This is a genomic window from Enterococcus rivorum, from assembly GCF_001742285.1.
In the GTDB taxonomy this organism is placed as follows: Bacteria; Bacillota; Bacilli; order Lactobacillales; family Enterococcaceae; genus Enterococcus_L; species Enterococcus_L rivorum.
In genome coordinates this window covers 1-14,314 of the sequence record NZ_MIEK01000015.1, presented here as the reverse complement: position 1 = coordinate 14,314, position 14,314 = coordinate 1, and the positions used below count along the sequence as shown (strand labels likewise).

General features: G+C 34.3%; 13 protein-coding genes and 1 pseudogene. 12 read left to right on the top strand and 2 right to left on the bottom strand.

The window, feature by feature from the left end:
• Positions 1-32: 32 nt before the first annotated feature.
• The 9 genes from zapA (at position 33) to BCR26_RS06765 (ending at position 9,133) form a co-directional block, all read left to right on the top strand.
• Positions 33-476, top strand: a complete 444-nt coding sequence (gene zapA, locus BCR26_RS06805) for a cell division protein ZapA (protein ID WP_069698231.1) — start codon at positions 33-35, stop codon at positions 474-476.
• Between the two features lie 17 nt (positions 477-493).
• Positions 494-1,042 carry a CvpA family protein gene (locus tag BCR26_RS06800; protein ID WP_069698230.1) on the top strand — a complete coding sequence of 183 codons (549 nt, stop codon included), beginning with the start codon at positions 494-496 and terminating at the stop codon, positions 1,040-1,042.
• Between the two features lie 61 nt (positions 1,043-1,103).
• The gene (locus tag BCR26_RS06795) at positions 1,104-3,470 is read left to right on the top strand and encodes an endonuclease MutS2 (RefSeq protein WP_069698229.1); all 2,367 of its coding nucleotides are present in this window, start codon (positions 1,104-1,106) and stop codon (positions 3,468-3,470) included.
• A 91-nt stretch (positions 3,471-3,561) separates the two neighbouring features.
• Positions 3,562-3,876, top strand: coding sequence for a thioredoxin (trxA, locus tag BCR26_RS06790; RefSeq protein ID WP_069698228.1), 315 nt, complete (start codon positions 3,562-3,564; stop codon positions 3,874-3,876).
• Positions 3,877-4,046: 170 nt separating this feature from the next.
• A complete protein-coding gene (gene uvrC, locus BCR26_RS06785) occupies positions 4,047-5,831 on the top strand; it encodes an excinuclease ABC subunit UvrC (RefSeq protein WP_069698227.1) in 1,785 nt (594 codons plus the stop codon).
• 177 nt (positions 5,832-6,008) lie between these two features.
• Entirely contained in the window at positions 6,009-6,224 is a 216-nt protein-coding gene (locus BCR26_RS06780) for a helix-turn-helix transcriptional regulator (RefSeq protein ID WP_069698226.1), read from the top strand.
• Between the two features lie 43 nt (positions 6,225-6,267).
• Positions 6,268-6,753 carry a DUF2178 domain-containing protein gene (locus BCR26_RS06775; RefSeq protein WP_069698225.1) on the top strand — a complete coding sequence of 162 codons (486 nt, stop codon included), beginning with the start codon at positions 6,268-6,270 and terminating at the stop codon, positions 6,751-6,753.
• A gap of 222 nt (positions 6,754-6,975) precedes the next feature.
• Positions 6,976-7,875: an ABC transporter ATP-binding protein gene (locus BCR26_RS06770; protein WP_069698224.1), complete on the top strand. Its 900-nt coding sequence runs from the start codon at positions 6,976-6,978 to the stop codon at positions 7,873-7,875.
• Positions 7,868-9,133, top strand: a complete 1,266-nt coding sequence (locus BCR26_RS06765) for an ABC transporter permease (RefSeq protein WP_069698223.1) — start codon at positions 7,868-7,870, stop codon at positions 9,131-9,133. Before BCR26_RS06770 ends, BCR26_RS06765 begins: the two co-directional genes overlap by 8 nt.
• A gap of 97 nt (positions 9,134-9,230) precedes the next feature.
• Here the strand turns inward: BCR26_RS06765 and BCR26_RS06760 are convergent, their stop codons facing one another.
• Positions 9,231-10,208 carry a LacI family DNA-binding transcriptional regulator gene (locus BCR26_RS06760; RefSeq protein ID WP_069698222.1) on the bottom strand — a complete coding sequence of 326 codons (978 nt, stop codon included), beginning with the start codon at positions 10,206-10,208 and terminating at the stop codon, positions 9,231-9,233.
• 143 nt (positions 10,209-10,351) lie between these two features.
• On the opposite strand from BCR26_RS06760, the gene BCR26_RS06755 reads away from it, so the two are divergent.
• Entirely contained in the window at positions 10,352-11,746 is a 1,395-nt protein-coding gene (locus tag BCR26_RS06755; RefSeq protein ID WP_069698221.1) for a 6-phospho-beta-glucosidase, read from the top strand.
• Positions 11,747-11,800: 54 nt separating this feature from the next.
• Here BCR26_RS06755 and BCR26_RS06750 read toward each other — a convergent pair whose 3' ends face one another.
• Positions 11,801-12,223, bottom strand: a complete 423-nt coding sequence (locus tag BCR26_RS06750; protein WP_069698220.1) for a hypothetical protein — start codon at positions 12,221-12,223, stop codon at positions 11,801-11,803.
• Positions 12,224-12,554: 331 nt separating this feature from the next.
• Here BCR26_RS06750 and treP point away from each other — a divergent pair, with 331 nt between their 5' ends.
• Complete coding sequence (gene treP, locus BCR26_RS06745; protein ID WP_069698219.1) at positions 12,555-14,021, top strand: PTS system trehalose-specific EIIBC component; 1,467 nt, start codon at positions 12,555-12,557, stop codon at positions 14,019-14,021.
• Positions 14,022-14,194: 173 nt separating this feature from the next.
• Positions 14,195-14,314, top strand: a pseudogene (locus BCR26_RS06740) (IS30 family transposase); the annotation flags it as partial.

Here is a 14,314-nt window from a genome sequence, read left to right as displayed (position 1 = left end):
ACAAATGGAATATTATAAGGAGGTCCTTCAACATGGCCAAAGATAAAGCGAGATATAAAGCCGTGATTGCTGAACATACGTATACAATTATCGGACAAGAAAATAAACAACATATGGATTTAGTGACGAAACTAGTAAATGAACAACTAGCTGAAATAAAGCATATTTCACCACAAACGAATAACGAACAAGCTTCTGTTCTATTAGCAATCAATGCGATTTCAGATCAATTAAAAAAACAAGAACAAGTAATGAAGTTAGAACAAGAAGTAGCTGAATTGAAGCAGCGAACAATTAAAGTTGCTGAACTTGAAAATCGTATTAAACGAATTGAAGCTATAGAAGAAGAAGCTAGAGATGTATTGAAGAAGAATGGTCAAGAAGGTGTTGAAATTCAAAACCACATGGAAGCCCAGCAAATTTTAAACGAAAACCATAAGAAAAAAATTCAAAACAAAAGTACACAAGATCAATAATCTGAGAGGATGATAGGATGTTAACCTTAATAATCTTCCTTATTTTAGCAATGGGGTTTTATACTGGCACAAAGCGAGGATTAGTCTTACAAATAATTTATACTGTAGGGTATTTGATTGCCTATCTTGTTGCGAAACAGAACTATAAAGCTCTAGCCTCTCATCTTGAATTATATATTCCATACCCTTCACCAACAGCGGAAACAAAATTGTTATTTTTTGATCAAAAGTTAACATTGGAGTTGGATCAGGCTTTTTATGGTGCTATCGCATTTCTAATAATCCTATTTGCAGGGTGGTTAGTTGTTCGAATTTTAGCTGTATTTGCCCATGGACTCACGTTTATTCCTGTTTTGAAGCAAGCGAATGGGTTAGCTGGCGGGGTGCTAAGCTTTTTAGTTATATATGTCGGGATCTTTTTAGTGTTGAGCACAATAGCCATGCTACCAGTTGATGCTGTGCAAAATCAATTTAAAAATAGTGGACTCGCTCGATTTATTGTTGAAAATACGCCGATTTTAACGAAACAAGTGCAAAATATGTGGATTGAGCAAATGATTAAATAAAGTCACGAAGCTGGACAAATAACGTTCAGCTTTTCTTATAGAGAAAAGAGAAGGTGAAAAAATGAATACAAGAATTTTAACTACTTTAGGATTTGATAAAGTCAAACAATTGTTGATTACGTATATTGTAACAGCTCAAGGTGCAGAGGAAGTAGAACAACTTGTTCCAGTCAGTGAAGCATCTACCATTCAATCTTGGTTAGAAGAAACAGAGGATGGGTTAAAAGTACAACGTCTACGTGGCGGCATTCCGATTCCAAAGTTAGAAAATATCAGACCCCACATGAAGCGGATCGAAATAGGTGCTGATTTGAATGGTGTTGAACTTGCACAAGTAGGTAGAGTATTATCAACTACATCAGAAATCACTCGCTTTTTCGAAGATTTACAAGATAGCGAAATTGAATTGACAAGACTTTACAATTGGATTGAACAGCTTGTTCATTTACCAGAATTAAGCCGACGGTTAAAAGAATCTATCGATGAAGACGGACGGGTAACAGATGAAGCTTCGCCAGAGTTAAAAATAATCCGTCAGAATATCCGTCGTAGTGAACAAACCATCAGAGAACAACTAGATGGTATTGTTAGGGGAAAAAATGCAAAATATTTAAGTGATGCAATCATTACCATGAGGAATGAACGTTATGTAATTCCAGTGAAGCAAGAGTATAAAGGTGTTTTTGGTGGAGTGGTACATGACCAAAGTGCATCAGGTCAAACGCTATTTATTGAACCAAAACAAATTGTCGAATCCAATAATCGCTTACGACAACATCAAATTGCTGAAAGAAATGAAATTGAGCGGATATTATCTGAGCTGTCAGCAGAATTAGTTCCTTATCGTAATGAGATCTTGCATAATGCCTATGTGATTGGAAAATTAGATTTTATTAATTCTAAAGCAAGACTTGGTAAAGAGTTGAGAGGAATTGTGCCAGAAATAAGTCTAGAAAATCATATTTATTTCAAGCAAGCAAGACATCCTTTAATTGATCAAGACAAAGTCGTTGCTAACGATATTATGATTGGAAAAGAGTATCAAGCAATTGTGATTACTGGACCGAATACAGGTGGAAAAACTATTACTTTAAAAACATTAGGCCTTTTGCAATTAATGGGACAATCAGGGTTGCCAATTCCCGTTGGAGAAGAAAGCCAGATGGGAATTTTTGAAGAGGTTTTTGCGGATATTGGTGATGAGCAATCCATTGAGCAAAGCTTAAGTACTTTTTCTTCTCATATGACAAATATTGTGAGTGTTTTAGATAAGGTAAATGAACGTAGCTTGGTTCTATTTGATGAGCTAGGAGCTGGAACTGATCCGCAAGAAGGTGCAGCACTAGCGATTTCTATTTTGGATGCTCTCGGTAGTAAAAGTGCGTATGTTATGGCAACTACTCATTATCCAGAGTTAAAAGTTTATGGCTACAATCGTGCAGGGACAATCAATGCTAGTATGGAATTTGATGTAGACACTCTAAGCCCAACGTATCGACTGTTGATTGGTGTACCTGGACGAAGCAATGCCTTTGAAATATCTAAGCGCTTAGGCTTAGACACAACAATTATTTCTGAAGCAAAACAAATCATGGATGGTGAAAGTCAAGACCTGAATGAAATGATAGCAGATCTTGAAAACCGTCGAAAAATGGCTGAGACAGAATATTTAGAAGTTCGTCACTATGTAGATGAAGCAGAAAATCTTTACAGAGATTTAAAAGAAGCTTATAGTTTCTTCTTTGATGAACGTGAAAAGGAAATGGCAAAAGCTCGTAAAAAATCAAATGAGCTGGTAGCACAAGCACAGGAAGAAGCAGAGGGAATTATTTCTGATATAAGAAAAATGCAATTAGCCAGTGGTACGCAAGGCGGCATAAAGGAACACCAATTGATTGATGCCAAAAGTAAATTAACACAATTACATCAAGAAGAAACACGTTTAGAAAAAAATAAAGTCTTGAAACGAGCAAAAGAGCAAAAACAATTAAAAGCCGGTGATGAAGTGATTGTAGACACTTACGGACAAAGAGGGACACTTATTCGTAAAATCAATACTCATGAGTGGCAAGTTCAGTTAGGGATTTTAAAAATGGCTGTCTCAGAAGAAAATATGACACCAGTAGCACCACTTAAAGAACCGACACAACGAGTGACTTCAATTAGATCCGCAGAAAGTAGTCATGTGCCAAATCAATTAGACCTACGGGGAAAACGATACGAAGAGGCACTGGCGGAGGTTGATCAATATTTGGATGCAGCAATTTTAGCTGGCTATCCTCAAGTTACAATTGTTCATGGAAAAGGAACAGGAGCTTTACGAACAGGAATTACTGAATACCTTAAAAATCATCGTAGTGTTAAAGGTTTTGAGTTTGCTCCGGCGAATCAAGGTGGAAATGGAGCTACAATTGTTAAATTTGGTTAAACTGACTTACTAAAGGTAAGCGTCAAACTAGTTGGATTGCAAGTGAAGTGCTATAATAGAATTAAGGATAAGATATTAGGAGGTATATACAATGACAGAAGCTATTACAGATAAAGATTTTGCAGAAGTAACAGACAAAGGTTTAGTATTAATTGATTTTTGGGCAACTTGGTGTGGACCTTGTAGAATGCAAGGACCGATCTTAGAACAACTATCTGAAGAATATGATGAAGATGAAGTGAAAATTGTAAAAATGGATGTGGATGAAAACCCTGAAACTCCAGCAAGCTTCGGCATCATGAGTATTCCTACTCTAATCTTAAAAAAAGATGGAGAAGTCGTTGAAAAAGCGGTGGGTGTCCAATCGAAAGATCAGTTAAAAGCAATGATTGCGAGCCACATGTAAGCAACAAAGTATAAAAATCCTTTAATCCATATATAATGGGTTAGAGGATTTTTTACTTAAAGAAAAATTAGAACTTATGATTGATAGGGGAACAAGTGTCTGTAAAAAAGCTGAAAAAATTAAAAAAAATGGTATAATGAAATCATTGAAAGTTACGGAAAGGAAGGAACATGAACGAACGAATTAAACATAAATTAGCTTTACTTCCTGATCAACCTGGTTGTTATTTAATGAAAGATAAAAATGGGACGATTATTTATGTAGGGAAAGCGAAAGTTTTAAAAAACCGTGTACGCTCCTATTTTACTGGAAGCCACGATACAAAAACTGAGCGGCTTGTTAGTGAAATTGAAGATTTTGAATATATTGTAACTGAATCAAACATTGAAGCCTTGCTATTGGAAATAAATTTGATCCACAAAAATGACCCAAAGTATAATATTATGCTGAAAGATGATAAAAGTTATCCTTTTATCAAGATTACAAAAGAAGATTATCCTCGTCTATTAATTACTCGTAAAGTACTAAAAGATAAGGCTTCTTATTTTGGCCCTTATCCAGATGTTGGAGCTGCAAATGATACAAAGAAATTATTAGATCGACTTTTCCCATTAAGAAAATGTCGCGTCTTACCTAAAGAGGTATGTCTCTATTATCATCTGGGACAATGTTTAGCACCTTGTATTTTTGATATACCTAAAAAGACCTATAAAGACATGGTGGAAGAGATTCGTCGCTTTCTTAATGGTGGTCATCCACAAATCCAAGAAGAACTACAGAAAAAAATGGAACTAGCCGCTGAAAAAATGGAATTTGAAAAAGCTGCTGAATATCGAGATCAGATAAAATCTATCGAGACAGTTATGACTCGTCAAAAAATGACCAATGCGGATTTAATTGATCGAGATGTTTTTGGTTATGCTGTTGATAAAGGATGGATGTGTGTTCAAGTGTTTTTCATTCGTCAAGGGAAACTAATTGAACGTGATGTTTCCATTTTCCCATTTTATAATGAAGAAGAGGAAGACTTTTTAACTTTCATCGGACAGTTCTATCAAGAGAATGAGCATTTTATACCAAAAGAAGTCTTAATTCCTGATAATATTGATAAGGAAAGTGTTGAAGCGCTGCTTTCTACAAAAGTTTTACAACCACAACGGGGAGAAAAGAAGAAGCTAGTGAAATTAGCTGGAAAAAACGCAACAGTTGCTTTACAAGAAAAATTTGATATTATTGTACGAAAACAAGAACGAACCATCGGTGCAGTAGAAAAATTAGGAAACGCTATGAATATTCCAACACCTATTCGGATTGAAGCATTTGATAATTCAAATATTATGGGAACAGACCCGGTATCGGCAATGGTTGTTTTTATAGACGGTCGACCAGATAAAAAAGAATATCGAAAATATAAAATCAAAACAGTTACAGGTCCCGATGACTATGCGTCTATGCGGGAAGTCATCTATCGCCGTTATTCTCGCGTAGTGAAAGAAGGGTTACCATTTCCTGATTTAATCGTTATTGATGGCGGAAAAGGGCAAGTTGATGCAGCAAAAGAAGTGTTGGAAAATCAATTAGGTTTGGATATTCCAATAGCTGGATTAGCAAAAAATGACAAGCATAAAACCAGCGAGCTATTATTTGGATCAGAGCTGAATGTAGTGGCATTGGAACGAAATTCACAAGAGTTTTTCTTACTACAAAGAATTCAGGACGAAGTTCATCGATTTGCAATTACCTTCCATAGACAATTGCGAAGTAAGAATAGCTTTGCTTCAAAGTTAGACAATATTGATGGCTTAGGGCCTAAACGTAAGAAGAACTTGCTAAAACAATTTAAGTCCTTAAAGAACATTACTGATGCCTCTATTGAGGAGCTAAATAAATCAGGATTACCATTAAATGTTGCTAAAAATGTATATAAACAGCTGCATGCTGACACAGATAAATAAATATGAAATAGTAGATTTTAGCAAAGCAGTTCTTGTTAAATTCTGCTATTTTTAATTTTGTAAAGTACCCTTGACATAAAATGTAAAGTATACTAAACTATTTTTGTAAAGCTTGCTATACTTTTAGGTGTATAATTCCCTATTTAAAGCTATCTTAAATAGAAAGGTGAGAAGTATATGCAGAATAGAATTCAAGAATTAAGGAAAGCCAGCAAGATTACACAAAATGAATTAGCTGATGCAGTGGAGGTAACAAGACAAACGATCATTTCATTAGAAAATGGACGATATAACGCTTCCTTGATTTTAGCTCATAAAATTGCTCAGTTTTTTCATAAAACGATAGAAGAGATTTTTATTTTTGATTTAGAAGAGGAAAATTTATTGAAGTGAATGAATTTGGAATAGAACATTATTGATATAAGGAGTTGTAAAAATGAAATTAAAACCGATTATTAATGGAAATAAAATAAATAATAATGAGGATTACAGAAAAGTATTGAGAAAGAGGTGTTTAAAATATTTTATTTTATTTTCGATTGGATTATTTACTGTTTTCCTTGCATTTTTTTCTAAACCTTTTTTAGGTGTAGTAATGCCAGAACATACAAAAAGTTATTATATAGGCATCGGCATCGGAATTATAGGGAGTTCAATTGTATTAATAATCAATAGTTATAGTATTATGAACAATGAGAGCACTTTAAAAAGAAAGAGACTAAAAGAAACAGATGAACGAAATGTAGCGATTGGGAATTTAGCGTGGAAGATGACTTCAGTGTGTTTTTTAGTCAGTGTTTACGTTATGGTAATTATCTTAGGTGTATTTAATACGCAATATTCGATGATTATAGCTTATTTTGTCAGTTCATTTTTTCTACTATATGGCTTGTTCTACTGGTACTATAATAAAAAAATGTAAAAAAGCATTTGACTTATTTTACATTATGAAATAATATTTTTATAACAAATTAAAATGATTTTCATGTGTAGGGAAATGGCATCATATTTTTTCTACAGAAAAGTCGAAATGTTCCGATAAGAAATATTTGCTGAAATTACTAGTTTATAGGAAAATAAAAATCTTTAGACTATTTTATTCGTCTAATCTACATAAATAATTTTATATGAAGGAGGAAATTAAATGTTAGAGGTAAAGAATTTGGTGAAAACATTTGGTGATTTTAAAGCGCTAGACAATGTGTCTTTTGAAATTCCAGATGGAAAAATATTAGGGCTAATCGGTCAGAATGGTGCTGGGAAAACCACTACTTTTCGGTTGATTTTAGACTTTTTATCAGCAGATAGTGGAACCGTACTATGGAATGGACATAAAATATCTGGGAAAGATTACAATACAATCGGTTATTTACCTGAAGAACGTGGATTATATCCTAAAGTCTCTATCCAAGATCAGTTGATCTACTTTGCAGAATTAAGAGGGAAAACGAAAAAAGAAATTGAACCGAAAATTGACGAATGGATGGAAAAATTCAAAGTCAAAGGAAAGAAAACCGATAAAGTAAAATCTCTTTCAAAAGGAAACCAACAAAAGGTGCAATTGATTGCTACATTGATTCATGAACCTAAATTGGTTATCTTAGATGAACCTTTTAGCGGACTAGATCCTGTAAATGCTGAATTATTAAAAGATGGGATTTTAGAATTAAAAGCTAAAGGTTCGTGTGTTATTTTTTCCAGTCATAACATGGATAACGTAGAAAAAATATGCGACCATTTAGTGATGCTAAAAAATGGGAAAATGGTATTGGATGGAAAAGTTCATGAAATTCGGGAAAGATTCGGCCGTACCAAGTTATTTTTAGAATCCTCTTTAACAGCTGAAGATGTTCTTGCAGTTGAAGGTGTAAAATCCGCGATTAAACGGGATGATGGCGTACTTGAAGCAACCCTTACTGATCCAAAAGCTGGCGAAGAAATATTTGCTAGAGCGACACAGTTTGGCTATATTCCAATGTTTAATCAACAACCTCCAACATTAGAAGAGATATTTAAAATGAAAGCAGGTGCGCCAAATGAATAAATTTTGGATTATAGCAAGCGATGTTTATAAGAAAAATGTAAAATCTGTTGCTTTTTTAATCATGATTTTAGTTCCGTTTATTTTGTTAGGTGTTATCTATCTTGCAGGGTCTTTAGCGAGTGGTTCTTCTGAAATAAATAATGTAGGTGTTATTTCTGAAAATCAAGAATTAGCACAGCAAATGGAAAGTATTAAAAATGACGACTTTAAATTTAAATATATTTCTACTGAAAAAGAGGCCCAAAAGAAATTAAAAGCAAAAGATTTAGATGCTTTTCTTGTTTTAACGGTTAAGGATGATGAAATAACTGGCAAATTGTATGCGGAATCCTCTTTAGGGACAGTTACTGAGCTAACTATTAATCAAATGCTTAATACAATTCAATCATCAATTAATGCTAGTAAATTAAATCTTACACCAGAACAAGTAGCAAGTTTAAATCAACCAGCAAATTTTTCCAAAACAAAAGTTAGCTTTGGTGAAGACGGAAAAATGACAACAGGTCAAGATAATACGATGATTTTATTTGGTGTAGCTTATGCGTTAAGTCTGGTTCTGTTTATGATTATCGTTTCTTATTCTTCCATCATCGCACAAGAAATTGCTTCAGAAAAAGGAACGAGGATTATGGAAGTTATCTTGTCTAGTACCAAAGCGCAAACACATTTTTATGGTAAGTTAACAGGAGTTGTTTTAGTAGCGTTGACGCAAATTCTTATTTACGGTGTCAGCTTTGCAATAGGATACAACCAGCTAAAAGACATGGACTTTGTCAAGGATTTTCTAACAAACTTTTCACTTAATGATCTTTTAGGAAGCTTCCTTGCTTATACATTGATATTCTTTATTTTGGGAATCTTGATTTATTCTGTTTTAGCCGCCCTTTGTGGTTCATTAGTATCTAAACCAGAAGATACCGCAAAAGCAGTACAACCAATAACTTATTTAGCAATGATTGGTTATTTTATCGGGATGTTTTTAGGGACAACAGACCCACAAAATATTGTCATAAAAGTAACTTCATATATCCCGTTGATCTCATCCTTTATTATGCCAATTCGCGTAGCAAATGAAACAGTTTCTACTGCAGGAATCTTTATTTCAATAGGTACCTTAGTCATTTTTGGAATTGGCTTAACAATGTTTTCAGCAACCTTGTATAAATCTAATGTTTTAGTTTATAACGAAGGTGGAATGATTAAATCATTGAAACAATCAATTTCAATACTGAAAAACGAACGTAAAAAAACAGTTTAAATAAAATAGGTGTTTTAAAGGAGAGGGTGTTACAAAACTAATTTTTAGTTTTGTAACACCCTCTCTAAACGTTTTTTCTCGACCTACTTTTAAGTGCCTATTTTTTAGGTACAGTATTCCGTTCAATTAAGCGGACTGTAATCTTTTTCTCTGGAATCGACTGTTTGTGTAGCTGGTTATAAATATAAATAAATGAATTTTCTGTTTGTTGTTTGATGGAATAATCAATAGTAGTGATATGCATTAACTCACTCGTTTCACTATTATCAAATCCAATGACTGCAACATCTTTTGGCACTGAATAATTTAGTAATTGAAGCTCTGAAATGAATTCTCCTGCAACAGAATCGGTAAAAAAGGCGATAGCTGTTGGTTTGAGATCCATTTTTGCCCAGTGATTAGCAATAATTCTTCCGTTACCGTGATGACCAGCTGCAGGAAAAATCCACTCTTTCTTTTCAGCTAGTCCCATATCAGCTTGAAAGTCAGCAATTGCTTTTAAACGAGCTTTTGTATTCAAATTTTCTGGATTCCCTAAGACATGTCCGATTTCTTCGTAACCTCGATTGAAAAGATATTCTAGTGAACGATAGTAGCCTGAATAGTGATCTACATAAGAAGAATAAATTCTTTCAGAATCAAGTCTATGCCAAGTAGCAATAGGGCCATAGACACTGTAAGGTTCAATTACTTCCCAGTCATTCGCACGTGTTAAAATGAAAATACCATCTAATTGTTTGTATTTCATTTGATTTAAGGCATCAATTTCTTTTTTCTTGTCGCCATCTGTAAAATAGAGCGTTACATAATAATTGTATTCTTTAGCAATAGAAATGAAGCTTTCTAAAACAGTTCCTAGTAAATCGAAGTAGCCTTGTGCCAGAAAACCAATTGTTTTAGTAGCACCACTTTGTAAGTTTCTTGCCAATAGGTTAGGTGAATAGGAAAGAGCTTCCATCGCTTCTATTACTTTCTGACGACTTTCTTTACTAACATACCCATTTCCAGAAACAACACGAGAAACCGTTGATTTAGAGACTTTAGCTCTTTTAGCAACATCTATAATAGTAGTCATTTTTTAGCTCCTTTAACTGAATAATTATAGTATATCATAAAAAAATTGAAAAATAGGCTTGACATGGGAACATTCCCACATATTATGATAAGAATGTAAACGATGTCATAATGTGACTCGAAAAAATAATAGGGGGAAATCACATGTCAAGAGGAGCCTTAAAAATCGCAACAATTGGTGGAGGATCTAGCTACACACCGGAATTAATTGAAGGATACATCAAAAGAAAAGACGAACTGCCAATTAAAGAAATTTGGCTAGTAGATATTGAAGCAGGAAAAGAAAAATTAGAAACGGTTGGCGCAATGGCCAAACGTATGGTAAAAGCAGCAGGTTTGGATTGGGAAGTTCATCTGACTTTAGACCGTCGTGCAGCGTTGAAAGATGCTGATTTTGTTTCAACTCAATTTCGTGTAGGATTATTAGATGCTCGAATTAAAGATGAGCGGATTCCTTTATCACATGGTGTGCTAGGACAAGAAACTAACGGAGCTGGTGGAATGTTTAAAGCATTCCGTACGATTCCAGTTATTCTTGGGATTATCGAAGATATGAAAGAACTATGTCCAGATGCTTGGCTAGTAAACTTTACGAATCCTGCAGGAATGGTCACAGAAGCAGCCATTAAACATGGCGGTTGGAAAAAAACAGCAGGATTATGTAATGTGCCAATTGGGCATAGAAAACAAGCATCTGAAAAACTAGGTATTCCTGAAGAGGACTTATTCTTCAAATTTGCTGGAATTAATCATTTCCATTGGCATCGAGTTTGGGATAAAGAAGGAAAAGAAAGAACGCAAGAATTAATTGATTTAATTTATGGTCCTCAGGAAGAACAAGAAAGTCATTTGAAAAACATTTGGGATGCACCTTATCATTACGAGCAAATCAAAGATTTAGGCTTGCTTCCTTGTGGCTACCACCGTTATTACTATATTGAAGATGAAATGTTAAAACATTCTATTGAGGAATTTGAAAAGGGAGAAACAAGAGCACAAGTTGTTAAAGAAACGGAAGCTCGCTTATTTGAACTCTATAAAGATCCTAATCTAGATTACAAACCAAAAGAATTAGAACAACGTGGTGGAACGCATTATAGTGATGCAGCTTGTGAATTGATTGCTTCAATTTACAATGATAAACGCACAGATATGGTTGTTTCAACAGAAAATAATGGTACAATCACTGATTTACCTTACGACTGTGTCGTTGAAGTTTCTGGTCCAGTTACTGCTCATGGACATGAACCGTATAACTGGGGCGCTTTCCCACCAGCTGCAAGAGGAATTATCCAAGTGATGAAAGGGATGGAAGAAACGGTCATCCGCGCAGCAATTAATGGTGACTATGGAGCAGCATTGCATGCATTTACAATCAATCCATTAGTTCCAGGAGGAGCAATGGCTAAAACATTGCTAGACGAATTGTTAATAGCTCATAAAGATCATTTACCAAACTTTGCAGAGGCAATTGCAAAAATTGAAGTTGAACAACCAGATACTGTTGCTTATGTAACAGAGCTAATGAAAAGTAACTAATTAAGCTGAAAAATCCTTTTACTCTATAATTACTGAGTAAAAGGATTTTTTATTTTAAAACAGATAAGGTGAAAAAGAATGTGTTTTTTGATACCCCTCAATTTGGAACTGATAAGACTGATGTCTAAAAACATGATTCAAAAGTAGAAATGTTACTAGTTCAACAGCTAAGAAAACGCCTAAAGAATGAATAGACAGTGCGAAAAATGAAACTAATAGGAACAGAGTAATGAATTTAAGAAATAATGGCTGTAAGTTTTTTGAATTAGTAATCGTAATCTCTGTCATGCTTGGTGAAACAATCATTTTTTGCGAAAATTGAAATAGGCCTTCACGAAATTCTATTTTGTCCCCAGCGTCAACCTCTAGTTCAGTCGCAATATTATTGAATAACTTTCCTTGATAAGTTCCATTTTTATAAAGAGAAAAGTAGCGTACACAACCCCAAGTTGTTTGTCTTCTCAATGTGATTTTCATTGAAACCACCTCCTAGGTCTATTTTCACATAAATGCTAATAAAATGATTCCAACAAAAGACTGAATTATCTGCACTTTTTTATCCTCCTAAAGTCGTATAAAATAGTTCATATTTTACAAAATGAAATAAAGTACACAGACGTTTCTTTAAGTATTTATTGTTACAAAGCTTATTTTTACGCAGTTGATAGCTAGTTGGTAAAAGAAGAAGTTGTTACAAATTTCTTGAGATTTCTTTTTCTCAAGAAAACGCTTGTAAAAGAATTCAGAATGAAGTATTATAAGATTACAAACAACTTGTATGTACAAGTTGGCAGGGAGGAGCAAAAAAATGGGTAAATTTAAGGAAGATGCGCAAAAACTGTTAAAAGAAGTTGGTGGCAAGGAGAATATTGCTGCAGTTTCTCATTGTGCAACAAGGATGCGTTTTGTTTTGAATGATCCTGAAAAGGCTGACAAAGCAGCAATTGAAAAGATTCCAGCAGTGAAAGGAACTTTTACGAATGCGGGGCAATTTCAAGTAATTATTGGTAATGAAGTGTCAACATTTTATAATGAATTTTCGGAAATCTCTGGTTTAGAAGGAGTATCTAAAGAGGCGGGGAAAGCTGCTGCAAAACAAAACTTGAATCCTGTTCAACGAGCGATTTCAGTTTTAGCAGAAATTTTTACGCCATTAATTCCCGCATTAGTTATCGGTGGATTAATTTTGGGATTTCGTAATGTATTAGAAGGAATTCCATTTGGATTTTTAGATGGGCAAAAAATTGTGGAAGTTTCGACATTTTGGAATGGTGTTAACTCATTTTTATGGTTAATTGGAGAGGCAATCTTCCAATTTCTACCAGTAGGTATTACATGGAGCATCACGAAGAAAATGGGAACGACACAGATTTTAGGGATTGTCTTAGGGATTACGTTAGTGTCACCGCAATTATTAAATGCATATGCTGTAGCAGGTACACCAGTTGCTGACATTCCATTTTGGGATTTTGGTTTTGCGCAAGTAAATATGATTGGGTACCAAGCACAAGTTATTCCGGCAATGTTAGCAGGATTTATGTTAGCTTACTTGGAAATATATTTTAGAAAAGTAATTCCGCAAGCCATTTCAATGATTTTTGTACCATTATTTGCTTTACTACCAACAGTTTTAGCAGCACATATTATTTTAGGACCTGTTGGTTGGGCAATTGGAAGCTGGGTATCAGATGTTGTCAATGCAGGATTAACTTCAACCTTTAACTGGTTGTTTGGTGCTGTTTTTGGATTTATGTATGCTCCTTTAGTGATTACAGGCTTACATCATATGACTAACGCAATTGATTTACAGCTCATTGCAGATTTCCAATCAACGAACTTATGGCCTATGATTGCTCTATCAAATATCGCACAAGGGTCTGCGGTATTAGCAATTGTATTCATGCACAAAGGCAATAAAGAAGAAGAGCAAGTTTCCATTCCAGCTATGATTTCATGTTATTTAGGTGTTACTGAGCCAGCAATGTTTGGGATTAACTTGAAATATGTTTATCCATTTATTGCCGGAATGATTGGTTCGGGGTTAGCAGGGATGTTTGCTACATTGTTTGGTGTACGAGCAACAAGTATTGGAGTCGGTGGGTTGCCAGGAATTTTATCGATTGTTCCGAAATACTATGTACCTTTCTTAGGAGCAATGCTAATAGCTGTTGTTGTACCACTTCTATTGACATATATCTTTAGAAAAAAAGGAATTTTCAATAAAATTGATCCTGTAGATGAAGCAACGGGTCTTTTGTACTCTCAAGAAGGCTAAGAGCTTCTGAATTAAGGGAGAACATAAAAATAGAAAAAAATGGGATAAAATCAGTTGATTTTATCTCGTTTTTTTAATTACGCCGATAGTAAAATTAAGCTAGACAACTAAAAAAGTCATTTGTGCTACACTCAAAATAGTTCTGACGAAAGAATTATAAGGAGTGAAGACAAATGACCTATACCCATCTTACACCAAATGAACTCGTGATGATAGAAGCTTATTTCAAAAAAGGAATCGTTGTTTTGGAAGCGGCTAAACTACTGAGAAGATCTAGACAAACAATCTATAAC

What these genes read in the sequence shown, in the direction of transcription:
- zapA (WP_069698231.1), top strand. Translation starts at nt 33, where the DNA reads ATGGCCAAAGATAAAGCGAGATATAAAGCCGTGATTGCTGAACATACG.
- BCR26_RS06795 (WP_069698229.1), top strand. Translation starts at nt 1,104, where the DNA reads ATGAATACAAGAATTTTAACTACTTTAGGATTTGATAAAGTCAAACAA.
- BCR26_RS06770 (WP_069698224.1), top strand. Translation starts at nt 6,976, where the DNA reads ATGTTAGAGGTAAAGAATTTGGTGAAAACATTTGGTGATTTTAAAGCG.
- BCR26_RS06800 (WP_069698230.1), top strand. Translation starts at nt 494, where the DNA reads ATGTTAACCTTAATAATCTTCCTTATTTTAGCAATGGGGTTTTATACT.
- uvrC (WP_069698227.1), top strand. Translation starts at nt 4,047, where the DNA reads ATGAACGAACGAATTAAACATAAATTAGCTTTACTTCCTGATCAACCT.
- BCR26_RS06760 (WP_069698222.1), bottom strand. Translation starts at nt 10,208, where the DNA reads ATGACTACTATTATAGATGTTGCTAAAAGAGCTAAAGTCTCTAAATCA.
- trxA (WP_069698228.1), top strand. Translation starts at nt 3,562, where the DNA reads ATGACAGAAGCTATTACAGATAAAGATTTTGCAGAAGTAACAGACAAA.
- BCR26_RS06780 (WP_069698226.1), top strand. Translation starts at nt 6,009, where the DNA reads ATGCAGAATAGAATTCAAGAATTAAGGAAAGCCAGCAAGATTACACAA.
- BCR26_RS06750 (WP_069698220.1), bottom strand. Translation starts at nt 12,223, where the DNA reads ATGAAAATCACATTGAGAAGACAAACAACTTGGGGTTGTGTACGCTAC.
- treP (WP_069698219.1), top strand. Translation starts at nt 12,555, where the DNA reads ATGGGTAAATTTAAGGAAGATGCGCAAAAACTGTTAAAAGAAGTTGGT.
- BCR26_RS06775 (WP_069698225.1), top strand. Translation starts at nt 6,268, where the DNA reads ATGAAATTAAAACCGATTATTAATGGAAATAAAATAAATAATAATGAG.
- BCR26_RS06755 (WP_069698221.1), top strand. Translation starts at nt 10,352, where the DNA reads ATGTCAAGAGGAGCCTTAAAAATCGCAACAATTGGTGGAGGATCTAGC.
- BCR26_RS06765 (WP_069698223.1), top strand. Translation starts at nt 7,868, where the DNA reads ATGAATAAATTTTGGATTATAGCAAGCGATGTTTATAAGAAAAATGTA.